The 24,588-nt window shown below is 33.8% G+C and carries 18 protein-coding genes and 2 pseudogenes; 17 read left to right on the forward strand and 3 right to left on the reverse strand.

Features of this window, described 5'->3' with window-relative positions:
- Positions 1 to 179 precede the first annotated feature (179 nt).
- The 4 genes and pseudogenes from DN410_RS10495 to DN410_RS10510 form a co-directional block, all read left to right on the forward strand.
- Positions 180 to 635: pseudogene (locus DN410_RS10495) on the forward strand (hypothetical protein); the annotation flags it as partial.
- A gap of 475 nt (positions 636 to 1,110) precedes the next feature.
- Positions 1,111 to 1,305, forward strand: a complete 195-nt coding sequence (locus tag DN410_RS10500; RefSeq protein ID WP_149176443.1) for a hypothetical protein — start codon at positions 1,111 to 1,113, stop codon at positions 1,303 to 1,305.
- A gap of 28 nt (positions 1,306 to 1,333) precedes the next feature.
- Entirely contained in the window at positions 1,334 to 1,597 is a 264-nt protein-coding gene (locus tag DN410_RS10505) for a DUF4176 domain-containing protein (protein WP_098412890.1), read from the forward strand.
- Positions 1,598 to 1,618: 21 nt separating this feature from the next.
- The gene (locus DN410_RS10510) at positions 1,619 to 1,900 is read left to right on the forward strand and encodes a hypothetical protein (protein WP_000242739.1); all 282 of its coding nucleotides are present in this window, start codon (positions 1,619 to 1,621) and stop codon (positions 1,898 to 1,900) included.
- Positions 1,901 to 1,983: 83 nt separating this feature from the next.
- On the opposite strand, the pseudogene DN410_RS10515 reads toward DN410_RS10510, so the two are convergent.
- A pseudogene (locus DN410_RS10515) lies at positions 1,984 to 2,199 on the reverse strand (tyrosine-type recombinase/integrase); the annotation flags it as partial.
- A 132-nt stretch (positions 2,200 to 2,331) separates the two neighbouring features.
- Positions 2,332 to 3,654 carry an MFS transporter gene (locus tag DN410_RS10520; protein WP_000035832.1) on the reverse strand — a complete coding sequence of 441 codons (1,323 nt, stop codon included), beginning with the start codon at positions 3,652 to 3,654 and terminating at the stop codon, positions 2,332 to 2,334.
- Positions 3,655 to 3,878: 224 nt separating this feature from the next.
- On the opposite strand from DN410_RS10520, the gene DN410_RS10525 reads away from it, so the two are divergent.
- The 5 genes from DN410_RS10525 (at position 3,879) to DN410_RS10545 (ending at position 9,843) form a co-directional block, all read left to right on the forward strand.
- Positions 3,879 to 5,468 carry an ATP-binding protein gene (locus DN410_RS10525; protein ID WP_149176445.1) on the forward strand — a complete coding sequence of 530 codons (1,590 nt, stop codon included), beginning with the start codon at positions 3,879 to 3,881 and terminating at the stop codon, positions 5,466 to 5,468.
- 19 nt (positions 5,469 to 5,487) lie between these two features.
- The gene (locus DN410_RS10530) at positions 5,488 to 6,165 is read left to right on the forward strand and encodes a response regulator (RefSeq protein WP_061687431.1); all 678 of its coding nucleotides are present in this window, start codon (positions 5,488 to 5,490) and stop codon (positions 6,163 to 6,165) included.
- On the forward strand, positions 6,162 to 7,130 hold the full coding sequence (locus DN410_RS10535; protein ID WP_149176561.1) for a tripartite tricarboxylate transporter substrate binding protein: 969 nt from the start codon (positions 6,162 to 6,164) through the stop codon (positions 7,128 to 7,130). The genes DN410_RS10530 and DN410_RS10535 overlap by 4 nt, the downstream gene beginning before the upstream one ends.
- Positions 7,131 to 7,267: 137 nt before the next feature.
- Positions 7,268 to 9,115 carry a PDDEXK-like family protein gene (locus tag DN410_RS10540; protein WP_149176446.1) on the forward strand — a complete coding sequence of 616 codons (1,848 nt, stop codon included), beginning with the start codon at positions 7,268 to 7,270 and terminating at the stop codon, positions 9,113 to 9,115.
- A gap of 50 nt (positions 9,116 to 9,165) precedes the next feature.
- The gene (locus DN410_RS10545; protein ID WP_149176447.1) at positions 9,166 to 9,843 is read left to right on the forward strand and encodes a BglII/BstYI family type II restriction endonuclease; all 678 of its coding nucleotides are present in this window, start codon (positions 9,166 to 9,168) and stop codon (positions 9,841 to 9,843) included.
- A 223-nt stretch (positions 9,844 to 10,066) separates the two neighbouring features.
- Here the strand turns inward: DN410_RS10545 and DN410_RS10550 are convergent, their stop codons facing one another.
- The gene (locus DN410_RS10550; RefSeq protein ID WP_149176448.1) at positions 10,067 to 11,455 is read right to left on the reverse strand and encodes a Sau3AI family type II restriction endonuclease; all 1,389 of its coding nucleotides are present in this window, start codon (positions 11,453 to 11,455) and stop codon (positions 10,067 to 10,069) included.
- Positions 11,456 to 11,798: 343 nt separating this feature from the next.
- On the opposite strand from DN410_RS10550, the gene dcm reads away from it, so the two are divergent.
- The 8 genes from dcm (at position 11,799) to DN410_RS10595 (ending at position 24,476) form a co-directional block, all read left to right on the forward strand.
- Positions 11,799 to 13,082 (forward strand): DNA (cytosine-5-)-methyltransferase, encoded by a 1,284-nt coding sequence (gene dcm, locus DN410_RS10555; RefSeq protein ID WP_149176449.1) that lies wholly within the window; start codon positions 11,799 to 11,801, stop codon positions 13,080 to 13,082.
- Between the two features lie 226 nt (positions 13,083 to 13,308).
- Positions 13,309 to 15,675 (forward strand): DNA phosphorothioation-dependent restriction protein DptF, encoded by a 2,367-nt coding sequence (dptF, locus tag DN410_RS10560; RefSeq protein WP_149176450.1) that lies wholly within the window; start codon positions 13,309 to 13,311, stop codon positions 15,673 to 15,675.
- 3 nt (positions 15,676 to 15,678) lie between these two features.
- On the forward strand, positions 15,679 to 17,067 hold the full coding sequence (gene dptG, locus DN410_RS10565) for a DNA phosphorothioation-dependent restriction protein DptG (RefSeq protein ID WP_149176451.1): 1,389 nt from the start codon (positions 15,679 to 15,681) through the stop codon (positions 17,065 to 17,067).
- The gene (gene dptH, locus DN410_RS10570) at positions 17,048 to 22,132 is read left to right on the forward strand and encodes a DNA phosphorothioation-dependent restriction protein DptH (RefSeq protein ID WP_149176452.1); all 5,085 of its coding nucleotides are present in this window, start codon (positions 17,048 to 17,050) and stop codon (positions 22,130 to 22,132) included. Before dptG ends, dptH begins: the two co-directional genes overlap by 20 nt.
- A 619-nt stretch (positions 22,133 to 22,751) precedes the next feature.
- Positions 22,752 to 23,090 carry a magnetosome magnetite crystal formation protein family gene (locus DN410_RS10580; protein ID WP_149176454.1) on the forward strand — a complete coding sequence of 113 codons (339 nt, stop codon included), beginning with the start codon at positions 22,752 to 22,754 and terminating at the stop codon, positions 23,088 to 23,090.
- Between the two features lie 3 nt (positions 23,091 to 23,093).
- On the forward strand, positions 23,094 to 23,345 hold the full coding sequence (locus DN410_RS10585; RefSeq protein WP_149176455.1) for a hypothetical protein: 252 nt from the start codon (positions 23,094 to 23,096) through the stop codon (positions 23,343 to 23,345).
- Positions 23,346 to 23,353: 8 nt separating this feature from the next.
- Positions 23,354 to 24,097 carry a MerR family transcriptional regulator gene (locus DN410_RS10590; RefSeq protein ID WP_149176456.1) on the forward strand — a complete coding sequence of 248 codons (744 nt, stop codon included), beginning with the start codon at positions 23,354 to 23,356 and terminating at the stop codon, positions 24,095 to 24,097.
- A 52-nt stretch (positions 24,098 to 24,149) separates the two neighbouring features.
- Positions 24,150 to 24,476, forward strand: coding sequence for a nucleoside triphosphate pyrophosphohydrolase (locus DN410_RS10595; RefSeq protein WP_149176457.1), 327 nt, complete (start codon positions 24,150 to 24,152; stop codon positions 24,474 to 24,476).
- Positions 24,477 to 24,588 lie beyond the last annotated feature (112 nt).

Here is a 24,588-nt window from a genome sequence, read left to right on the forward strand (position 1 = left end):
ATAAAAACAATTGATTATTCTTAATCATTCGACAAGGTGCAACAATTTAAGAGTGTATTTTTTGCTATGATAAGTAAGGAATTTATATATCGTGTTATTGGGGGATAAAAAGAGATGTTGAAAAAATTTACTACATGTATTTTAGGTGGCGCTTTAGTATTCAATTTATCTGGTTGCGGCAATACATCCGACAAAACAATGCCTTTCCAAGTCAATTTCAATCAAAGGTAGCTTCAACGGATGTCATTGAACAAGAAATAAGAGAACAAATTCAAGAAATTAATAAATCGATTGCAAGTATAGAAATGATGAATGCCGTTACACCAATGCCTGGAATAGATGCACTTGTGGCTGTTTTAGTTGCGATGAGAAAAAAGCTTGAAGAAAAACTAGAGCATTTACATGAATTTGAATATACATCCAGTAATAACTATAGTACGGCTCTTCAACTAGCAGCGAGTATTGCTAATGGTCTTATGGAAGTTCAAAGTGGAAAAGGATTTAGTTCTGTAAGTGGTACATTTAGTACACAAGGGTTAAATATGGATTGGACGGGCGCTATTAACAAAATTACAGAGGATAAAAATCGTAAAGTTGATAATATGATTCAAGAAAGGTCAAAAGATGGGATTTTGAGTGGAAATCCAGGGAAATCAGATGATAATTATATTTCTTCTAAAATAAATAGTATGTTTAATACGAAAGTTGATTCAAATAATCATTTCATTTTTAAGGAATCTGGTGTAGTGGTTGGGGATCCAGATAAAAAAAGTAATGTTTTTGCTAAAGTGTTGAATTATGAAACTGACATACAACTACCCAAAAATGTAAATACTTTTTTGAGGGATTTAACATCCTTTGATAAAATTGGTGGAGAAGCAAAAGGTGCATTGATAGATGCTGGTTTTAAAGCAGGAGATTTTACAATTCATGAACAGTTGTTAAGGGATGAAGTTAAAGCTCAATTTGGTGGAGGTATAGGTGGAGAGGCCAAATTTGGATTGAAAAATGAATTCAGTGTTGGTCTTGGTATTGGTTTAGGAATAAAACTTGGAGTAGAAAAGTAGAGAAAAGGGTTAGGATGTTATAATTTATAAGGGGGGAAGTTTTTTGCTTTCATTGCAGGTGTTTAAAAAGCTTTTAATTATTTTCGGTCTTATTGCTGTTCCTTCTAGTTTATTAGCTCTTTGGTTTGGAGCAGATGCTACTTTTAAAGAGAAACTGATATTATCTCTAATTTTTGGAATAGTGATGCCATTAGCCTTTTTTATTTTTTATAAAATTACATCTTTATTTTTAAAATAATGATTAGTTTATTTAGGAGGAGTTTTGTATAGGAAATATACATATACCAAAATTACCAATTGGTTCTGTAGTTCTTATAGAAGAAATTAATCAACCTCTTATGATTTATGGAAGAAAGCAACAACAAGCTGATAATAAATTATGGGATTATGTTTCTTGTCCATATCCTCATGGTAATTTATCAAAAGAATATAATGTGTTTTTTAATCATAATCAAATAATTCATTTATTATTTAAGGGTTTCGAAACAGAGGATGAATTAGAATTAAGAAGTAAATTATCTGAGTTTTAGTGGAAATGGAGAAAATATAATATGGTTTTAGGAATTTCATATTCTGATATTTTTCGTATCATAATTATTGTTTTGGTTTTTTTCATTTTTTGGAGATTGAATACTTGGTATAATAAAAAATATAATGTTCCTAAGGTTTTTCAATGGTTTCCTAGAAGATGGGGAAAAAGAAAAGTTTCAGAGCATTTGTCTCAACTAGATAAAAAGTTAGAAGCTGAAGGTAAAGGTATCTGGGTTACAATCTATGCTATAGATTTGTACATTGTAACTATTCCTTGTACAGTAAAAAAATATAAATCTTAATACATATATGTTTATAAAAAAGACCTTTTATTTTAAAATAAAAGGTCTTTTTTATGATGATTGAAATAGTAATTTTAAGTAAATTAAATTTGAAATGTATCAAGAATATTATCTTTTTCTTCTTTATTAATTCCAATATATTTCAGGGTGATGTGTGGTGTGCTATGGTTAAGAATTTCTTGTAACATAGCAACATCTTTTGTTTGTTTATAGAACCAATAGCCGAAGGTTTTTCGCATGGTGTGAGTACCAATGGATTCTACATCGGCAAAATCTCCGGCTTTTTGCAATTGTCGATAATACGTGTTTTTTTCGTCATACAAAAACCTCTACATATAAGTAGAGGTTTTTAAATTATATATGAATGAATTATGCTTTCTTAGATAAAGTAAATCGAGTTCAGATAAACGAAGAACATAGAATACATAATTTTAACTAGACTTATTATTAGCTAGTTTATCTCCACCACCAAGCTCCGCCTCAATCTGCGAAGTCTTCGATGACTCATCCATACGCCAATACGTAATAAAGCTGATCGCGATACATCCAGCTACGTAGAAGTAGAAGAGTGATTCCATTCCGATACTCTTTAGCCATAATGCGATGAACTCAGCTGTTCCGCCGAATATCGCAACGGTTAGTGCATATGGTAAACCTACGCCGAGTGCGCGAATTTCAGTTGGGAAGAGTTCAGCTTTTACAATTGCGTTAATCGATGTGTAGCCAGTAACGATAATGAGACCGACCATCATGAGTAAAAATGCTACGATTGGTTCTGTCGTTTTTTCCATGAAGAAGAAGATCGGTGCTGTTAGTAACGTTCCGAGAATACCGAAAGCCATTAATAGTGGGCGGCGTCCAATTTTATCGGATAATAGCCCCGCAATCGGTTGAAGTACGACGAATATAAGTAGTGCGACAAAGTTAATCCAGCTTACAACTTCTTTCGGAAGACCGACTGTGTTTACCATGAATTTTTGTAAATATGTTGTGTACGTATAAAATGCAACAGTGCCTCCGAGTGTTAGGCCGACTACTGTTAATACTGCTTTCGGATGTTTCATAAGAGCGCTAATGGTTCCTGCGCTTTCGCGTTTTTGCGATTTTATGTTTGAGAATTGCTCTGATTCATCCATCGTGCGGCGAAGCCATAATACAGCTACTGCGCCCATCGCCCCAATAATGAATGGAATACGCCATCCCCAAGCTTTCATATCTGGTTCGCTTAGTAATTGCTGAAGAACAATTTGAACACCTAACGCAACCATTTGCCCAGCAACGAGCGTTACATATTGGAAGCTTGAATAAAAACCACGGCGACCACTACTAGCCATTTCAGATAAATACGTTGCGGAAGTTCCGTACTCTCCGCCAAGTGATAATCCTTGAAGTAAACGAGCAAGAACTAAAATAATTGGTGCCATAATACCGATACTTTCGTAACTAGGTGTACAGGCGATAATTAAAGAACCACCGGCCATAACCGTAATCGAAAGCGTTAATGCTGCCCGGCGTCCGTGCCGATCCGCATAACGTCCCATTAATAAACTTCCGATAGGGCGCATTAAAAATCCAACTGCGAAAATAGCTGCTGTGTTCAGTAATTGACTCGTTGGATCTCCTTTAGGAAAGAACTCTGCTGAAAAATAAACAGCGAAAGCAGAGTAAACGTACCAGTCGTACCATTCAATTAAATTGCCGACAGAACCTTTGAAAATATTGCCGGCGACTCGGTTAGATTTTGCTTGAGCCATAATCATTCCTCCTCGTGCTTAGTAATAAAAGTTATATATGAAAGCGTGTTCATTGTATTTGAATTGTACTGTTCTTTATTTGAAATCTCAATATTATGACAATTTTATTCTTTTTGTACTTTATGTACATGGATATTTTTAATAGTTGCTTCATTTTCAGTTTTGTCATAATAATAGAAAAAGGAGATTGATAGTTTTGAATATTTTATCAAAGGATATGAAATATGAAGAAATCACGCAAAGTATCATTGCAAACGAAAATAGTAAGCTTAATTATTACGTTAATTTTATTTGTCGTTCTCCTATTAGCAGGAATATTTGTTTACATTCAGTCCGTTGATACGAAGCGCCAAGTGGAGCAGCTAGCACTGCAAACGGCTAAATCTCTTTCTTTTATGCCAGCTATAAAAGATGCTTTTCAATATAACGAGCATAAAAGTACCATTCAATCCATTGCGGAACAAGTTCGTGAGCAAGCTGGTGCGGATTATGTAATTGTGGAAGATCGTTATGGAGTTATGTATTCGCATTCTAATTCGGAGCTAATTGGTACAAAGAGTAACAATCCATATAACTATGAAGCACTCACTTTTGGTGGTTATTATACGCTCGAAGGAAATGGTGTAAATGGCCCGGCTTTAATGGCGAAAGCACCGATTATTGTTCAGAACGGAGACTACGATCAAGTAGTAGGTGTTGTGACAGTAGAGTTTTTAATAAAAGGTATTGAATCTAACATACTGAGCAGAACGAAAGAAATTATCCTCTTTTCCGTAGCGGTATTATTAGCCGGAATTGTTGGTGGCATTCTTTTAGCGCGTAGTATTCGTAAAGATACACTCGGTTTAGAGCCGAATGAAATCGCAGCGTTATACCGGGAGCGAAGCGCGATACTACTCTCTATAAAAGAGGGGATTATCGCCATTGATCAAAACGGTTTTATTACGATGATGAATACGTCGGCAGAAGAAATGCTTCATATAAATGGCGATTATATGCAGCGGCACATTTCAAAAGTTTTACCGGAATTTCATATGGAGAGAGTACTAAAAAATGATCAAGAAATCGCATTTCAAGATAAGGTGTTTATTTTAAACATGACACCGATACTTGAAAATAACAGTACGGTAGGAGTTGTATGTAGTTTTAGAGATAAAACAGAACTGCAAAACCTTGTGAATACAATATCTGAGGTAAGAAAGTATTCAGAGGATTTGCGTGCTCAAACGCATGAATTTACAAATAAGCTTTTCGTCTTATCGGGTTTATTACAGTTAGGGCATTACAAAGAAGCGATTGAATTTATCCAACAAGAATCTAACATTCATCAAAGCCAAAACCATATTTTATTCCATCAAATTCACGATGCGAAAGTACAAGCTATTTTATTAGGAAAACTCGCAACAGCGTCTGAGAAGAAAATTGATTTTCATATTGAAGGAGATAGTGCGCTTCATCCGTTACCAGAACATATAAAAGTTTCGCACCTTATTACGATACTTGGAAACATAATCGACAATGCATTTGATGCGGTGAGTACACAAGAGGAGAAGAGAGTTTCTTTCTTTGTTACGGATATTGGGCACGATATTGTGTTTGAAGTGATAGATAGCGGGATAGGAGTACCGGCAGAAAAAATCACGACCATTTTTCAAAAAGGATTTTCAACGAAAGGAAATGATCGTGGTTACGGACTAGCAAACGTGAAAGAAATGGTAGATCTACTAGAAGGAACAATTGAAATTCAAAACGAGAAAAATGGGGGAGCTATTTTTACAATTTACCTTCCGAAAACATTGAGAGAAAGTACATAACAAACAGGGGGATGGGCATATGTTGAAAGTTGCAATTGCAGAAGATGATTTCCGCGTCGCGCAAATACAAGAGGAGTTTTTATCAAAAATAAAGGACGTAAAAGTGATCGGAAAAGCATTAAACGCAAAAGAAACGATGGAACTACTACAAAAGGAAGAAATCGATTTACTTCTATTAGATAACTATTTACCAGACGGAATCGGAACAGACTTATTGCCGAAAATTCATGCTGACTTTCCAAACGTTGATGTCATTATGGTAACAGCAGCGAATGAAAACCATATGTTAGAAAAAGCGATTCGAAATGGCGTAAGTAACTACCTTATAAAACCGGTCACATTAGAAAAATTCGTTCGCACAATTGAAGACTATAAAAGAAAGAAGCAACTATTACATAGTAACAATGAAGTGAATCAAACACTCATCGATAACTTCTTCGGTACTTCACAAACACAAGACATAAAAAATTTACCGACAGGTGTTGATCCGTTAACACTGCAAAAGGTAAAAGGAATAATAAAAGGGTTTGAAGAGGGCATTACAATAGAAGAAATGGGAGAACAAATGGGTGCTTCCAGAACAACCGCAAGGAGATATTTAGAATACTTAGTAGCGACAAATGAATGCACAGTAGAGTACACATACGGCATTATCGGACGACCAGAACGAAAATACCGAATAGGACGAGGACTATGAAAAAACGATTATTACTATGTGTATGGATCATGACAGGAGTAATAGCTGGTTGTTCCTCTGAAAAATCCCAAACGAATACAGTAAACATAGACAAAGTAGAAATCGTTGCGCCAAACGTTCAAGGAGCAGGATGGGACTTAACAGCACGAGCGATGCAAAAAACACTAACAGAAGAAAAAATCTTCACAAAACCAATCAAGGTCACAAACAAAGTAGGTGGCAGCGGTGACGTCGGATGGAAATATACGAAACAAAAAGGCGGTCACGTACTGGCGATTAACTCAAGCTTACTCATAACGAATAACCTACTAGGCCACAGTAAACTAACATATAAAGACTTCACACCGCTCGCGCTACTTGCATCGGACTGGGAAGTCGTTGTCGTCTCAAAAGACTCTAGCGTAGATAACGCAAACGAACTAATGGAACAACTAAAACAAGACAAGCAAAACTTCAAAATCGGCGTTGCCCCAGGCCTAGGAAACGACGATCACCTATCCTTCGTACAAGTAAGCAAAGCATTCGGCATAAACCCTGCCGAACTACAACTCTTCGTCTACGAAAACAAAGAAAAAATCATAAATGCCCTAACGAACAAACAAATAGACGCCGCAACCATGACCCTATCCGAAGCCGAAAAACAATACAAAGCCGACAAAATAAAAATACTAGCCGTATCCGCACCAAAACGACTAGACCGACTACCAGAAATCCCAACATGGAAAGAACAAGGAATCGACGTCATCTTCCAGCACTGGAAAGGAATCATGGGCCCGAAAGATATGACAGAGGAAGAGGTTGCTTATTGGGATGGTGTGATTAAGAAGATGGTTGAGAGTGATAGTTGGAAGGGGATTTTGAGGGAGCGGGGTTGGGAGGGTTTTTATAAGGGGAGTGGGGAGACGAGGGTGTTTTTGGAGGAGAGTAGTGGGTGGTATGGGGGGATGGTTAAATTTAGTGATTAATGAATGTTCGGTTTGAAGAGATAGTATATGTGACATAAATAATGCCACATTATGAGTTATGATTAATTTATAACGACTTATTAAAATGCTTATTAAAGAGCATTGATTCACAAATTTATAAACGGCGGGTGTGGGGAATGGATTATAATTTTGAGATTTTATCACTTTTAGATAATTCGATGGAGTTTGAGAAGTTACATAGTAAGTTTAATCGTTTTAATCCTTTTAAAATATTGAAGGTAGATAAATTTGAGATTAGGCATTCTAATATGATTGCTTGGTTACTTGATCCTACGGAGAATCATCATTTAAGTTCTATGTTTGTAAATAAAATACTTTCTAAAACGTTTGTAAAAGCAGAGAATGAGGAGTTAATCGGTCAATATAATTTTATTAAATTACATAAGCAGTCTCTTCAAGATTTGGAAGTGTTCCGCGAAGTACAGACGAAAAATAATAAACGAATTGATATTTTAGCAATATCAGAGGCGCAGAAAGTTGCAATTCTTATTGAAAATAAATATAAGTCATTAGAATCAGATGGACAATTGGAGAATTACTTAAAGTTTGTTAACAAGAAATATGAAGGGTATACTATCATTCCAATATTTTTAAGTTTAGATGGTAGTGCGCCAAGTCATGAGGCGTATCTTACTTTAGATTATGGGGATGTATTAAATATCCTGAAAGGGCAATTAGAAATTTATAGTGAGTATACTTCTAGTACGATTAAAGATTTTATTTCCTACTATATTGATATATTAGAAGGAGAACTTGTTCGTGATGAGGAAGATATTGAGCTAGCGTTAGCAGTATATAAAAACCATAAAGCTGCTGTGGATCTTTTATACCTAAATGGTGATGGGAAAGTGGCTGGAAAGTTTGTTAATAGAGAACTGCTAGATGCTGTGAATAGATTAAACGCTGAAGAAAAAGAAGATCTTCGCCAAATTTATATGACTTATGCTGAAACTCTCACTTTTATTCATGAAGCAGGAAATAGTGTAATGAGAGAGGCATTCTTACAATTTGTAGATCAAAATCAAATACCGGAAGACTGCTATCATGAACATATTCGAATCCCGTCTTTCATTTTTGAAGAATGGAAACAATTCGATGAAATTGTTGGTGTTCCAAACCATGAGTGGTGGTTAAATAATGCTCTTATAACTTGGTTTGAAAGAAAAGCAGATGGACGTATGAAACTTATCATTGAAGTTGGACCGCTGGAATACAAACAGAGATTAAAGTTATTATGCAAGTTAGAAGAGAATGGAATTAATATTAAAGCGAAATCTAAAGAATCTGGATCCATGTACACAAGAATTTATGCAGGATATGAAAAAATAAGTGATTGGGCAGATCAAGATGAAATTCTTCGTGTGATGAATGATATGTATAACAATGCTGATTTTAATCAAGTGGTGGCAGCTATAGGCGATACTATAAAAGGGCTTGTATACGGGCAAGAAGATTCTTCTGAAATTGTTGCGGTAGAGAGTAGCAAAACAGACGCGGATATTTTAGCTAATGCTTTTCAATTATTCGTCCATGAACAAAAGTTTCAAGAAGGCTTTTATAATATTCATCACCGGCTACCATCATTTATTATGCCGGAGTTCCGCCTACTTGAAGAACAATTTGGTACACCAAAATGGAATTGGTGGTTAAATAACTGTGCAATTATGTGGTTTGAGCGTTTGAAAGATAATAGATTGAAGTTGACGCTAGAAATTGGACCATTAGAATCACAAAAGAGATTAGCACTATTAACAAGACTTGAAGGTAAGGGAAAAAAAGTAAGCGCAGTAGCAAAAAGACCAGGGGCATCTTACACAAGAATTTACACAAATACAAGCAATATAAGTAATTGGTCGGATGAAGACATTGTTATACAGGCTATGAGCGAGCTATTCAATGGTATAGAATGTCAAAATATTATTCAAATGCTAATAGACATTGCTGAAGAGGGCGTTCATATTTAACAAGAAAGATGACGAAATTTTGTAACTAAGGTGCTTAGGGAGATGGAAATATGAAGGTAGAAACATATTCTTATAGATATGCAGAAGAGATATTGCAACACCCTCGTTTTGAGTCTGTATATAACGAATTAATACAGGTTTGTCTGGGTTGTCCTGTTCCAATATACAAAGGGAAATCGGAAAGTCAACCTCAACTGGAAGTTATACAACAGATAATGAATACTTATTTTCTTTTGAGATTCAAAAAGCTTGGCTGGGAAAAAGAGCCTCTAGTTACACCAAATACAGCTGAGGATGAATTACGCTCTGATTTTCGAAAATGCTATATTGATTCTGAGACAGGGGAAATTATTTTAAAAATACAAATTGAAGTTGAGTTTGGTAACGTTGCTTCAAGCTATCGTAATTATTTCAAGTTTCAACTTAGCTTTTCTTATGATTTAGCGGATATATGTGTGTTAATCGTTCCTTCTAATGAACTTTGCAAAAGAATTGATAGTGGGGTTTCAAATTATGAGAAAACAATAAGGGAAATACCGTCTGCAAAACTATCTGTTACCGTTCCAACTTTAGTTATTGGACTTTTTGATGATGGTTCCACGACATGGAATGTAAAAGATATTACAGAAGATTTAAAAGTTCTTAAAGGGGGAACAAAAGGTACTAATGCTAAGCATTGTGAGATAGTGGAAGGATACATAAATGATTTAATAAATATAAAAGGTTAGGTATAGTACTTATTCTTAGTGCTGATGTTGTTTTGGTATACAGGTCGATTGTTTATGTTATTAGAGATTTTAAATTATAAATTCCTATTTATTCTTTTTAGATGCACGATTTGTTGAAATTTAACAAATTGATAAAAGAGCAGATATCTTTAGGAGGAAAAGTGATATTTGCTCTTTTTTGATACATATAGTGAATTCTTCAAACGGAAAACTGAATCTTTTATTATTTTTTGTCAGTAATAATATCAGCTATGTAAGAATTGTTCAACCAATAACACTGCTTTGTAATTTGCTGACCATCAGGTAAAGCTACTTTATCAGCACCATTACGAGCTTTTGGTCTAATATGCGCAACACCGTTGAAATTAATTTTTGGTAGGCTATTAGCTTCGATGACTTTATCACCACGTTTTTTATATTCAATTTGAATGCCTTCATTTATTACTTTATTAACTTCTTCCCATAGTTCACGTACTTCTTTTTCTATTGTAGGGGCAGGCATGTTCCAAAGCTTTATACCTTTAAAGTAGAGTTTACGGTTTGGATTTTCTTTTTTTGTTTGGTTAAATTCAAAAATCACGAATAAAAACTTGGTTTGATAGAATCGTTCACGTATTTCGCTTTCTTCCCATGATTCATTTGCCCATTGATGAAAATCAATCGTTTCAAATGACATGCTTTGTTCTGGCTTTCCATTTGGTTCTAAACGAATTGTTTTGAACTCTATATTGGCTTTTGCAAATTCTTCAATTTTATCGAGTCGAGTTCCTTTAATACCAAGTAAAGAGCTTACTAATAACGGAACAAAGTTTTTGGTTGTAGGTTTGTAATCGATAGATAATTCTTGAGCGATTTCTTGATCAGTTAGGCCTATGTAATTCTCAAATTTTGAATAAAGGATTTCTTCTAAAGATTTTCCTTTTAGTTCATTCTTTGTTGTAAAACTTACTAGTTCTTCGTTTAGGAGATACCTGCGAACTAGTGCTGTCATATAAGATGGCTTTAATGAAAAAGCTCTTTGCATTGCTGTAATTTCAGAATGCGGTTGTGAGCGAAGTGAATTTTTATTGGAACCTTTTGTACAAGCTCCTAAATAGTTTGTATCACCTTCGGATAATTCATGTGCTTTGCCGGCACGAATTTTATTTAAGATGGTTTCCCAATCTTGTTTAATTATTTCTAAATCAGATTCTGGATAGGTGAATAGAAGACTTTTTGTAATGTGAAAATCTTTACGGTCTACGCCAGGTACCCATTCATAGAACATTAGTAGTAGCTTTTCGTTTTTCTTCCAAAAGCTTGATGTCTCAAAGTGTGTATGAACTTCTTCCATATAGTTGATAATATTTAAGACTAGCCGTTCTTTGGCCGATAATGAACCGTTTTTATTTTGTTTAAATGGAGTTACTTTTAGTTCAATACCAAGGTGTTTGAAGTCAGCTTCTGCGTTTGAATTTACTTCATATCCAAAAAAGCTTTCCTCAATTACTTGTCCTAGCCCACCTTTTGACTTTGCATTTGCGAGTCTGTCAGTTGTATCGATTTCACCAAATGTTTTTCCTTCAGCTTCATGTGCTTTTTGCATTAGTTCTTCTATTGTAGTGTAGTCCATAATAATCTCCTTTCTGTATCTATTGCTGCGTTATATCTTTATAAAACATTGCATATAAAGTTATGCTATAATTAAAAGCTGTTTCAATTTTATATAAGTAAAATTTATAAGGAGGAAAAGGCAGTTTGTTCTATTAAATAACTGTTATATTGGATCTGTTCAAGAGAAGCTGTTTCCTTTTATAATATTGATATTGCGGCGAACTGTTTTCTTAATTGCCACAAGCCAGAAAAAGGAATTGTAAAAAAGTACGGTTCTTGAAATGTTATAGTTGATCTTTTCCTCACTTTTTATTATAATGAAGCATAGATAAATAAAATACCGAAAGGATGTTCGTGTATTTATGGTGAAAGTAGTAGAACTTTTCGCGGGAGTAGGAGGTTTTAGATTAGGACTAGAAGCAAACGAAAACTTTGAAGTTCTTTGGGGCAACCAGTGGGAGCCCTCAACTAAAGCACAACATGCATTTAATTGTTATGCAACTCGCTTTGAAAATAAAGGAATACATGTAAATAGAGATATAGCTGAAGCTTGGCCGGAAATACCTGAGCATGATTTATTAGTAGGAGGCTTTCCTTGCCAAGATTATTCTGTAGCACGTACTTTATCAAATGAAAAAGGAATACAAGGGAAAAAAGGTGTTCTTTTTTGGGAGATAATGAACATAGTTAATTCTCGCAAGCCAAGATTTGTTTTGTTAGAGAATGTAGATAGATTATTGAAGTCACCAGCAAAACAAAGAGGTCGCGATTTTTCTATTATGCTGGCTAGTTTTAGAGATGCAGGTTATGTAGTGGAATGGAGAGTCATTAACGCTGCGGATTATGGGAATTCACAAAGAAGACGAAGAGTATTTATTTTTGCGTACTTAAAAGAATCTCATTTTGCATCTGTTCAAAATGGAATGAAGTCGTTAGAAATACTATGTGAAAATGGATTCTTTGCTCCAATTTTCAATGTGCATGAAGCACCTAAGGAAAACAAAAAAAGAGGGCAATTTGAGTTGCCGGTCGATATTATTGAGGTTTCTGATACATTTAAAGCTGAATACTATAATTCAGGTGTGATGATAGATGGACAAGTATATACAGAAGAATTAGTTCCAGTAACTGAAAACCCAGAGACTTTAGGTGAGGTTGTTCAGAGAGTGTATGCTGAATTTGGTCCTGCGGATGAATCATATTATTTGAAAATGGATAAGGTTAACAAAAAGGGAAGAACGGAATTTGAGGAACTGAAGTATCTTAAAGGTCCTAAAAAAGAAGAAAGAGTATCAAAGGCAACAGGACATAAATATTTCTACTCTGAGGGAGGAATGGCATTCCCTGATGATTTAGATAAGCCTGGACGTACAATGTTAACAAGTGAAGGAACATGTAATAGGAGTTCACATGTAATCGAAGATCCTTATACAAAAAGACTAAGATATTTAACACCAGTTGAATGTGAATTGTTAAATGGCTTCCCGATGGACTGGACGAATACAGGAATGCCACAAAGAAACAGATACTTTTGTATGGGAAATGCTTTAGTGGTTGATTTGGTGAAGCAAATGGGTCAAAGGATTTTAGAGATTAACGAAGAAGAAGAGAAGATGGATAGTATTGTGCAGTTGAGTTTGTTTTAGGGGATAAACAGATGCATGCTCATTAAAGATTTGAAATAATAAAGAGTTGGGGTAATCTGGGTTATATAGCTAGCTATATAACCCAGATTATTTTTTTGCAAATTTTTAATTGAGAATGGATAATCCACTAATTCCCTTTTTTCTTAATGCCAACAATTCCTCTATAGATATTGTATAATATGGAATATATTCGAAACGTATTTTTATATTAAGAGGTGTTACATCATTGGAGAAATATACATTTGATTTTCTACAAGAGATATTCCCTGAGTTAGCGGAAATGGGGAGGGATATTGAAAATGTTTTTTACCAAGACCCCCAATCGGTTTTAATTAAAGGAAGAATATTTTCAGAGTTATTATCAAAACGCATTGCTGAAAAAGATAAATTATATAATATTCAATATTTAAAGCAAGTAGATCGTATTCAAGAATTGGAAAAAGAAGGTGTTTTGTCGAAAGAAATTGCACGTGCATTTGATACAGTTCGCTATTTAGGAAATAAAGCGGCACATGAACATATTGAAAGTGGGGTAGAGAGTGCTTTTAAAATGCATAAAAATCTATTCCAAATTGCAGTGTGGTTTATGGAGGTATACGGGAGTTATGAGTTTGTTGCCCCGAAATACAAACATCCACAGCCGAAGAGTAGTGTACATATTGTGGAGAAATTAGAAGAAAAGATATCTGCTAGTTTAGAAGAAAAGTTAAAAATGCTAATTGAGATTGCAAGTAAACAAAATACATCAAATCAAACTGAGGAATTAACAGAAATAAATAACGCTGAGATTGCGGTAGGGTTAGAAATCGAAGATAAACAGTCTGTGGATAATGAAGAAGAAGCAGATAACAATTTTGTGTATGATGATTTTATTTTAGGAGAAGGAGAGAGTTATTTACTAGCAGAACTCTCGAAGCTGAAAGAATCATCTCAAGAGGCTATCGAAAATCCTAATGAATTTAGTTCGTTTAAGGATTATTTACATGTAGAAAGAACGATACAGAACGATATGATGTCTGCTCTAACAGCGGCAGCTGGGAAAAATACAAGTCAATTAATTTTCTTGTGTGGTAGCGTTGGAGATGGGAAATCACATTTATTATCGTATGTGAAAAATAAATATCCTGAATTGATGGAAGAATTTTCGGTTCATAATGATGCTACGGAAAGTTTTGATCCACAAAAGAGTTCTCTTGATACATTAGCGGAAGTATTAAGGCCATATAGTGATAGTGAGATTGACGGTTCTAGATGTAAGTTGATTTTAGCTATTAACCTAGGAGTTCTGCATAACTTTATTGAATCAGAGTATGCAAAAGAGCACTATCAAACTTTGACAAAATTTATTGAGGAATCAGGAATATTCGAGGCAAATGAAGTTGCTACTAATCAACAAAGCGGTAGTTTCCACTTGATTAGCTTTAGTGATTATCAACCTTTTGAATTAACTAGTGAAGGGCCAAAATCAGATTACTTTTCATCTATTTTAGAGCGAATTGTGGTTGAGTCGGAAAGAAATCCATTCTATCAAGCTTATTTGAAGGATAAGCAACGTGGTATAAATGGATTCTTTATGGTGAATTATGAGTTATTGCAACAGCAACCGATACGAGATGGTGTTTTAAGCATATTAATTGAAGCAATAGTTAAGCATAAGATGATTATTTCGACACGCTCCATGCTTAATTTTATTTATGATATTTTAGTACCTTCTCATGGGAATGAAGATTTCCTTGGGGCAGGTATGATGGAAAAAACAGAAGCTTTATTGCCGAATTTATTATTTGATGGTCAAGAAAAATCAAATTTACTAGCAGTCATTTCTAAAATGGATCCTATTCATCTTCGTTCAAATAGTGTAGACCAAATGCTAATTGAGCTAAACAACTCAGTAAATATGAAAAATACTTTCCAAAAACATTTAGATTTACATGGACTTGATGGATGGATAGAAGGGCTAGAAGAGATGGGGCCTTTCTTTGAGTTAAGTGATTCATCTAGACAGGTATTCAATAAAACATTAATACGTATGTCATTCTTTTTATCTCCAGTTTTAAATGAAATGTTCGCGGATGAAAATTATAAAAAATATATGGAATATTTATATGCTTTTAATAAAGGAGATCGATCTGATTTAAAAGATATGTATAATTTAGCGAGAAAATCAATTTTCTTATGGAACGGAAGTCCGAAATCAGATTATGTATTTATGGACTATTCAAATGATACTACTCAGGTGGCACAGTCTCTTAAAATCAAGCCATTTGTAGGACATTTGAAAGGGGTAGAACCAGAGATTTTAAATCGATTTAAATTAAATGTATTACTTGCTTTTTCTAATGAAGATAAAGTAGCTCCTGTATATTTAGAAATTGATTATCCGTTATATGAAATGATGGTTAAACTTTCAAAAGGTTATCGTCCGAATAAAAAGGATAAAGAAGATTGTATTCAGTTCGTTGAATTTGTGGATAAGATAATGAAATTAGGAAATAGAGAAAAAGAATTATTGTTTGTTCAATCTAATGAAAATGGAATGTTTAAACTAACATACGACGAAGATTTTGAAGAATTTACGTTTAGAAGGGATTAAAAAATGATTGTAAGAGAGAATTTAGAGGATTTAAAAAGCTCGCTGAGTATTAAACCAGAAAAATTAGGATTAAAACATACAATAAATAAAAAAGTTCCTCTGTTACCTTTCTCTACCCGAGGAACAGAGCGGGCAAAATTCGCAAAAGGGTTTCAGGGAGTATTAGGAGAGTTTACGCGTCTAGTCAGCGGAAATAAGTTGAAAATGGAAGTTAACCTAGAAGAACTTATTGGAGAGATTAGTAAATCTGTTGATGTATCAAAGCAAGATAAGTCGCAATTTGAACAAATACTACGTACCTTTCTGCAGGATAGTGATAATACAATTAAAATTTTTCATTTGCATTTGTTTCAATATTTACCATTAAGTGATAAGGCTGATAAAAAAGGAGAACAAGATATTGCTAGATTCCTTTTAGACGTCTTATTAGGTGAAAAAGAAACAGTAGAAGAGATTTTTGGAAAAAGCGATTCAACAGATTTAATGTCACGTCTTGTGTTAAAACAATTAAATCATTTGGAGAGCGCCGAAAAAGAACGCCGTCCTTATATTAATCAAATTCCATTTATCTCGAAGCTATTCAAAGAAGATTTTCAATTTTTAGCGGAACATAAAGATTATTTTAGAACTCATTATCACTTGTTTCTTAGTTATTATTACTTTTTATATATTACTCAATTGACTTTAAAGCTTTCACAAGTTGGGAAAGCGAACTTTAGTGAGAACAATGAAGTTTATTTTACACTTGACTGGGAGTCTACGAGTAAGAATAGAAAAGGTTATACTCATGGTTATCAAATGATTAAAGATACAGGTAGACATTTACTACTACATATTAATTGCTTAGAACATTTAAATTTCCTAATGGGAGTAGAAAAAGCAGGTGGCTATCCTGAATTAAAGGAAACATATCAGCAATTATCAGATGAGGATAAAAAATTATTTTTAGAGATGCTTTGTGATTGGGTTATGGAATATAGAGGACATTTAGGTCTTGGGGCTTATGAAGGAAATTTAGAATTAGAATATGATACGCTTGTACAATCCTTATTCCGTAGTATAGAAGAAGCCTATGAAAAAAATACGATGCAAGGACCTCGACATAGATACTCTTTATCAATAGAAGAGGTTGGAAAAAAATATTTCTTAAAAACTCGAGGTTCACTTGGTTATATGCTTAATATTAGTCAAGATATGTTGTTGCTACTAACAGCACTGAGTTTAAAAAAGGAAAGAAAACCTTTGAAGCAAGTATTCATGGATTTAGAGGCTAGAGGCTTATTCTTTGATCGGTACTCAAAAGAAGAAATTGTACAGTTATTTGATAAGCTAAATTTAATAGACAAAAAAAGTGATAGCGGTGATGCACAGTATGTTAAACCAATTTTATAATTATCTTTCAGATAAACTAATAAATTATTTAGAAGCGGAAAATCTTAGAGGTGGAGAGCGATTTTACCTTCAATTTGATAATCATGAACAAGTGCAAGCATTTTATGACACATTAAAAGAACAAGATTTATCGCAGGCGTTTTATTACCAGCATAAGCAAGGAACTCCATACGAAACGATTGCTATTAAGGTTTCAGAGGAAATGAAAGTAGTTGTTGCGACTACCTCGGCAAATGTTACTCCTGACTTTTTAGTAACACTTCGTAATGAAGTCGGTGAACAAAAGGATGTTTGGGAGAAAACAGCTTTACTTAGTATATGTCATGAGACACTGGACAGTATTAAGGGTGGTAGCAGTGATTTGCAAAAAGAAGGTATGCCATTTAATGTGAAATCAATTTTAAAAACATTAAAAGAAGAGATTGAAACTTCTTCTCTAAATAAAGAGGAGAAGGAAGTACTTTCATTTTATTTACGTAAAAAATTAGATGATACAATTGTGCGACCATCTCTTTGGGATTATGAAGAAATTCTTGGATTTTTATCAAAACAAGAGATTGCGAGAGAAGATTATTCTAATCTAGGTATTTTTTATGATGAAAATTTAAATCAATTTACTTCAGCTCAAATGAAAAAAAGGCTAGAAGAAAATGCTTCATTTTTTGAGAAAGTACAACATATGCACGAGTATGAGCATTTAGAGAGTCAATTAGAAAAATTATTCGATGAAAAAGGTGTGTCTCGTCTAAAGAAGGAAGATTGGCAGCAAGCGGATTATGTTCTTATTAAAGATTCTTACGACAAAATGACTGAAATAGATCGCCCTTTAGAATATATTGAATCAGCAAAGAAATATTCAAAAGAAGGTTTGCTATATTGGGAAAAAGCACAAGCTGAGACAAAGGCTGGGAGACGTAAACGTCATATTATTGTTTTTAATCCTACACAGATAGAAAATATCAACCTAAACTTTGAATTTGAAGAAAAGTTAAAGAAGGAATACATTCATAAAAATTCACAGGGTTTTTGTGGAGTATCTGGGAAAAAGCTAACTGTTAGTTTAGCGCATAAGCAAAATGTGACTTCATTCCATAAAGTTGTATATACGCATAAAATGCAATCTAAGTCGAAATATGAGTTTCATATTGCTGTTGTAGAATGTGAAGTCGCGGTTTTACAATCACTTCAAACAATTTATGAAGTGAATGTGAATAAGAAAAATGTAGTTATAAATAAAGCTGAAGAATGTATTATTTTTGGAGATATTTCTAATGACCCAGAAGAAGTATTTATTGAGGAAGATGCGCAGATTATAAATTGGCAAGGTGGAAGTTTTGAAGTCTCTGAATCTTCCCCTGCATGGAATGATGATAGTTTATCGTTTTCTGTTCAAATTGAAACATCTTTAATTCCTATTCTTATTAGAGAGCAAGTTGCAAAGACTGTTCCAGTATCAGGAGAAAGGATATGGAAATTAAAAAGAGAACATCAAGAAAGCTTTGAATATAACCTTGATACAAATAAATTAAAACAAGGTGCGAGGGAATTTTCAGCACGAGAAGGATTCCGAAATTATTTACAAGACGAGAGAGTATGGATTGAAAATGAAATCGCTTTTGCAGTTAGAGGTGTATCAGGCCTAAATAAGGTTGAATTATCAATGAACCCATCATTGAGAGATGCGTATCAAGAATTATTAAATTACTATAAGTTTAATAATACGGTTCCTAGTCTTTGCTTTGTGGATGATCAATTAAGAGAGCTATCTATAAGATACTTGAAAGCTTTTAACGAAAGCGTTGCTCATATACAAGAAAATGTAATGTTAAAAGAAGAAGAAAAGAATCTGTTTAAATTGGGAGTTATTGAAGAGGAACAAAGGGTTATACTAACACCGTTGCATCCTCTTAATGTTGCCTATCAGTTAAGTATTAATGATGAAATTAAAAATGAAGTAGTTGAAATGCATATTTTAAATCGTTTGCATCCTAACAATCTATTACCATACATATATGGGAAGAATGATGAATTGTATCGACCAGTTTCTCAAAATGAAGCGCCTGAATGGACTGTTTATGAACCACTTCATAAGGTTGCAATTGGAGAATCTAATGCATTTTTAGCTAATGTAGTTGAAGAAAAGCTTCAACAATTTGTGGAACATTTCCAATACTTATTTTTACAAGAATCTAAGTCTCCGATACGAATCAATGTGATTAATATAAATAATGATAAAGAAGTTGTAAGAGGTTTAGTACAGTTTATTAAGAAGCAGATAGATAAAAAAGGGCCATCAAAAATTATACCAGTAGAGGTTGCTTTATATCATGAGAGTAATATACTAAGCGCCTTTGAAAAATTTTCTATATATGATGATGTTCAAAAATTCGAGGAGTTCTTTGAATTATCGTTAACATCAAAGAATCTTGATGCTGTAGACGTATTAAGGCTGATTCGAGAGAATGTTTTCTATTATAAACTTATTGGTACGAAAGAATATGGTTACGCTCATATTTCATTCTATAAAATGATTTCAAATGAGAAGCATGCGAAAAGTACAATGGAAGATATTGAAACAGGATTATCTTTAAATGGAATGTTATCATCTCTATCATCTATTAGTACAGAAGTAGATTATCGTACAGGGTTTGGATTGAAAAATGTATTAAATAATGAACATTTGTTAATTCGAACTGCTATAGGAATGAATGAATTAGGAAGTAATTTAAATAACGATGGTACAAACCCTTACCGTAAGAATGAAACAATTGTTACGAGAACATCTACTTATGATGAGCAAGTTCTAGAACATTTATATGAATCTTCTTATTGGGTAACATTTATTGAACCTAATGTAGGTTTAGATTTCTTCCAAGATTCATCACGTAATTTATTGGTCATTCACTATAGTGATCAATATTCTTCATCAAGCCAGTATGATGCAATTACAGTGACGGATAAAGCAAGACAATACCGAGCGGTTATTGAACAGTATTTAGCGGAAAAAGAAATTGTATCGACACCTGACAAAATTAATACAGCTATTAGAGCTTTCAACAGTCTAAATGGTGAGTGGTTGCTAAGAATTATAGGAAGTAAGGGACAATTCTCAAGAGAAAAGTTAAGTATTATTTCAGCTGTGAAGTATATATTAAGTGCTTTAGATCATGAGAATATTTTATGGGTTCCTATCTCATTGGAAGAAATATTGCGTGTTGCTGGAGCGGTAAAATTAACGAAAAGTGAAGGGGTATTCTCTGCAAAAAATCTAGGCGGAAAAGGTGCACATAGTGACGATTTACTGTTAATCGGAGTAGAAATGCAAGATGATAAATTATCAGTGCATTACTATCCAGTGGAAGTGAAAATCGGCTTAAATCAAGACAGTGCTATTGCAAAAGCAAAAGAGCAGATTAATGCTACTAAGCAACTATTTGATACGCAACTTTCTAAAACAAGTGAAGATGGTTTACATGTATTTAAACATAAGTTTTTCCGAAACTTCTTTGTACAGTTACTGCTAGCGAATGCAGAGAAATTTATTGCAAATAATATTTGGCCAGAAAAATCTTATGAGAAAATTGAAGAACTAAAGAAAAGATTATTAAATGATGAGTATGAAATGAGCGGGCATTTGGATGATAAAATCGGAAAAGGAGCAATTTTATCATTCAAAAAGGAACAAGCATGGAGATCTGTTAAAATTGAAGAAGATATTTTATTAGTGGAATTAACCGAAGAGGATGGATATGAAGGAGTAGTCGAAGAAATTGAAGCGCTCAAAACGAAAATCCATTCTGGTGGAACTGATATTAATCCAAAAAGATTATTGAATCAGAATCATGAATCCAATCAAGAGTTAAAAGACTCTAGCAATGAAGTAGTTCCAACTGTACCTCATTCTCAAAAATTAATAGAAGAAAAAGAAACAAAAGAATTAAAGGACATCCGCGTTTTGTTAGGAACAGTAGAGGGATCGACTCAAGAAATATATTGGGAATTCGGAAACCCAGAGTTAGCAAATAGACATATTTTAATCTCGGGTAAATCAGGGCAAGGTAAGAGTTATTTCATTCAATGTCTGCTTCTTGAACTAGCGCAAAATGGAATTTCTAGTATGATATTTGACTATACAGATGGATTTAAGAATTCTAAGTTAGAACCGGAATTTAAAGAGAAACTGCAAGATAATGTTGAACAATTCCTAGTAGCAAAAGATAAATTCCCAATAAATCCATTTAGAAGAAATCAAAAAGAATTGGATGAAGGAATTTATATCGATGAAGATAATACAGATGTTGCTGAAAGAATTAAAAGTGTATTTTCTGCTGTATATAAAGATCTAGGTATCCAGCAACAAAACGCTATATATGAAGCGGTAATGCGTGGTTTAGATAAATATGGCGAGGATATGAATTTAAATTATTTATTAGCAGAGTTAGAAGAAGATACTTCAGGACCGGCTAAAACTGCAAGGTCACAAATTAAGCCGTTTATTGATAAGAATCCATTTAATCATAATGCTGTATATGATTGGGGAGATATACTGAACCAAAAAGGTAAAGTGTTTATTGTACAATTAACAGGATTTAATAGAGATGTACAACTCATGATCACAGAGTTTATTTTGTGGGATATTTGGAACTATCAATTACATCATGGAGATAAAAATAAACCATTCCCGGTTATATTAGATGAAGCGCAAAATCTGGATCATAGAGAGAAATCACCAAGTGCCAAAATTCTAACTGAAGGAAGGAAATTTGGCTGGTCAGGTTGGTATGCAACACAATCATTAAAAGGCCAATTTACAACAGATGAAATTTCACGACTACAGAATTCAAGTCAAAAAGTGTATTTCATGCCACCAGAAAATGAAATTAGTGCTATTGCATCAAACCTTGCTCAAGATTCAGCTGTACGAAAAGAGTGGGAAAAACGACTTGCAACATTGAAGAAAGGTCAATGTATCACTTCGGGACCAATGTTACAGAAAGATGGTACGTTGAAGTCGGGTAGTCCTGTAATTATTAATATTAGTGCGTTGCAGGATAGATTGAAGTAATAATTTAATAGTAATATGAAAGTTTTAGAAAACCACCTTGGACGGTATGTTTGTTTGAGGTGGTTTTTGTATTACTGAGTGTGTTGAGCCTTTGAAATAGTAGGGGACCTCCCTTGTCAAGTTCTTTTAATTTTTAAGTGATTTTCATAGAGATTAATATGAGGAAATTCGTGACTAGATAAACTCTTAGTATTTAAAGAGGAGACATACAGTTGATCTTTTAATTTAGTGGAGATATAATAGGTGAATCATAAAAATGAAAGGAGGAAGAAGGATGAGTTTTATGATTCCTTTGACTGGTATTTCAATTTTGTTTCTCTTCTATTGGTGTGTTGTGAATCAATATATTGTAGTTAAATGGAATGCTGTTTTTAAGAAAGTTAATGAAAATATAGTGTTTGGGATATTTATCACATGTATGTTATTTTGGTTGGAGTATTTATTTCAAATGTTTTTTGATAGATAATCAATTTTTAATAAGATAAATAGACGTAATGGAGTATGTGGGATGTTCCATTATGTCTATTTTTTATAACAAATTATAGTTTATTCTTGCACCTCCCCCAACGTCACCCCCTAACCTAAAGAAGACAAATCAAAAGGGGGGATCAAACCACTAATGAAAACCACCACAAAAGAAAAAAGAAACACCATCATCATGCTACTACTCTCAGCCGCAATAGGAATCTTTTCGCCACTACTCATGTACATCACACTGGCACGGAAAAATGAAGTGTACAAATACCATTGCCGAAAGGCGTTCAATTTTCATTTGTTGATCTTTCTTCTATTTAATATTAGTTCGCGTATTAGTGATGTTTTGTTTTGGATCGTGTTTGCCTTTGAGGTCGTTCAAGTGATCATTGTTGCGTGGAACGTAATACGCGATGAGCCGTATCGTTATTTCATTCGAATTTCGTTATTTAAAGAAGATAAGTATGCATTGGAAGGAGAATAGGTGATGAAACAAGAAGTGGAGATAAAGGGAAAGCGATTTTTCGTTATGATTGCAGTGTTGTTTAGTGCGGTTTATATTGTGTTACGAAAAAGAAAGTATGAGTACTTTTATGATGGTATTAGTGAGTATGAAAATCGTTATAGAGGGAATGTTCCTTTTTTATTGCTTGTTGTAGGTTTGTTTCAATATTGTCGGCAGAATGAGATGAGTTTTTCTCATATGCTTCAGTATGTGAAAGAGAAGTTAGCGGAGTAGGTGATGGTATGGCGTGGATGATTAGTGAGTTTGCAAGTGTTGGGGATGTTACGGTGCGGACGCTTCGTTATTATGACAAGATTAATTTATTAAAGCCAAGTGATTATACTGAGGGAGGTCATCGGTTATATACAAAAGATGATTTGTATGTGCTGCAGCAAATTCAATCGTTTAAGCACCTTGGTTTTTCGCTTGGGGAGATTCAGAATATTATATTACAGCGTGATATAGAGACGGAAGAATTTTTAAGACAAATACATTTTCAAAGAGAATTACTTTTGGCAGAGCAAGAAAGAATTGCGAAGGTGCTTTCGCATATGGATGAGATGACGAAGAAGTTTCAAAAGGAAGAACGCGTGGATATCGCTTTGTTTTCTTCGTTCCTGCAAACTTTCATATGGGAGAAAGAAAATAAGGAATGGTTAGAGGAACATTTTTCAAAAGAGAGTGTTCAAACGTTTTATAATAATAAGGAACTAAAAGAAAAGTTTGATAGGCGCTTTATGGATGTAATAGGGAAGTTAAAAAAGTGTAAGGAAGAAGAGAAGGGTCCGAGTCATCATGACGTTCAAGTTACCTTGAAGGAATTTTTCAATGTAATAGAAGAAGTAACGAGCTATCTTGATACACCTCAAAGTGATATAGAGGATATAATCCAAAAATCAAACCTTCCACTATCCGAATTCCCAACCCTCTTCACAACCGAAGAAGAAAACTATATAAAAGAAGCAATGAAGCAGTTTAACACCTAGTTAAACTGCTTTTCCATTATAATAGAAGAAAAACCAAACGGAGGAAAATCCCATGCCAACCTACAACAAACTAATCAGAAACAAAATCCCACAAATAATAAAAACCAACGGAAAAACACCTACAACAAGAATCCTACCCGAAGACGAATACATAAAAGAAATCTGCAAAAAAACACAAGAGGAACTAACAGAATACATCGAAGCAAAAACAAAACCCGATAAACTAGAAGAACTATCCGACCTACTAGAACTAATCAACGCCCTAGCCGAACACGAAGGCACAACACTAGAAGAAATCAATAACATCCGCAAAAAGAAATCAGAAGAACGAGGCGGCTTCTCAGATCGAATCTTCCTAATCGAAGTAACCGATAACTAGCCCCTCCTAAGCCACTTACAAGCCCCTACCAAGTAATAAATCACTAAGAAAAAACACAACAAAACAAAAACAACTACAAACACCGTAGTAGTAGTCAAAAAAATTTTGAAAT

Source organism: Bacillus sp. SH5-2 (assembly GCF_008368905.1).
Taxonomy (GTDB): Bacteria; Bacillota; Bacilli; order Bacillales; family Bacillaceae_G; genus Bacillus_A; species Bacillus_A luti.

Excerpts from the sequence above, each read along its gene's own strand:
- DN410_RS10590 (WP_149176456.1), top strand. The coding sequence starts at position 23,354 with ATGGCGTGGATGATTAGTGAGTTTGCAAGTGTTGGGGATGTTACGGTG.
- DN410_RS10580 (WP_149176454.1), top strand. The coding sequence starts at position 22,752 with ATGAAAACCACCACAAAAGAAAAAAGAAACACCATCATCATGCTACTA.
- DN410_RS10535 (WP_149176561.1), top strand. The coding sequence starts at position 6,162 with ATGAAAAAACGATTATTACTATGTGTATGGATCATGACAGGAGTAATA.
- dcm (WP_149176449.1), top strand. The coding sequence starts at position 11,799 with ATGGTGAAAGTAGTAGAACTTTTCGCGGGAGTAGGAGGTTTTAGATTA.
- DN410_RS10530 (WP_061687431.1), top strand. The coding sequence starts at position 5,488 with ATGTTGAAAGTTGCAATTGCAGAAGATGATTTCCGCGTCGCGCAAATA.
- DN410_RS10545 (WP_149176447.1), top strand. The coding sequence starts at position 9,166 with ATGAAGGTAGAAACATATTCTTATAGATATGCAGAAGAGATATTGCAA.
- DN410_RS10525 (WP_149176445.1), top strand. The coding sequence starts at position 3,879 with ATGAAGAAATCACGCAAAGTATCATTGCAAACGAAAATAGTAAGCTTA.
- dptH (WP_149176452.1), top strand. The coding sequence starts at position 17,048 with ATGTTAAACCAATTTTATAATTATCTTTCAGATAAACTAATAAATTAT.
- DN410_RS10550 (WP_149176448.1), bottom strand. The coding sequence starts at position 11,455 with ATGGACTACACTACAATAGAAGAACTAATGCAAAAAGCACATGAAGCT.
- DN410_RS10540 (WP_149176446.1), top strand. The coding sequence starts at position 7,268 with ATGGATTATAATTTTGAGATTTTATCACTTTTAGATAATTCGATGGAG.
- DN410_RS10510 (WP_000242739.1), top strand. The coding sequence starts at position 1,619 with ATGGTTTTAGGAATTTCATATTCTGATATTTTTCGTATCATAATTATT.
- dptG (WP_149176451.1), top strand. The coding sequence starts at position 15,679 with ATGATTGTAAGAGAGAATTTAGAGGATTTAAAAAGCTCGCTGAGTATT.
- DN410_RS10595 (WP_149176457.1), top strand. The coding sequence starts at position 24,150 with ATGCCAACCTACAACAAACTAATCAGAAACAAAATCCCACAAATAATA.
- DN410_RS10520 (WP_000035832.1), bottom strand. The coding sequence starts at position 3,654 with ATGGCTCAAGCAAAATCTAACCGAGTCGCCGGCAATATTTTCAAAGGT.
- DN410_RS10585 (WP_149176455.1), top strand. The coding sequence starts at position 23,094 with ATGAAACAAGAAGTGGAGATAAAGGGAAAGCGATTTTTCGTTATGATT.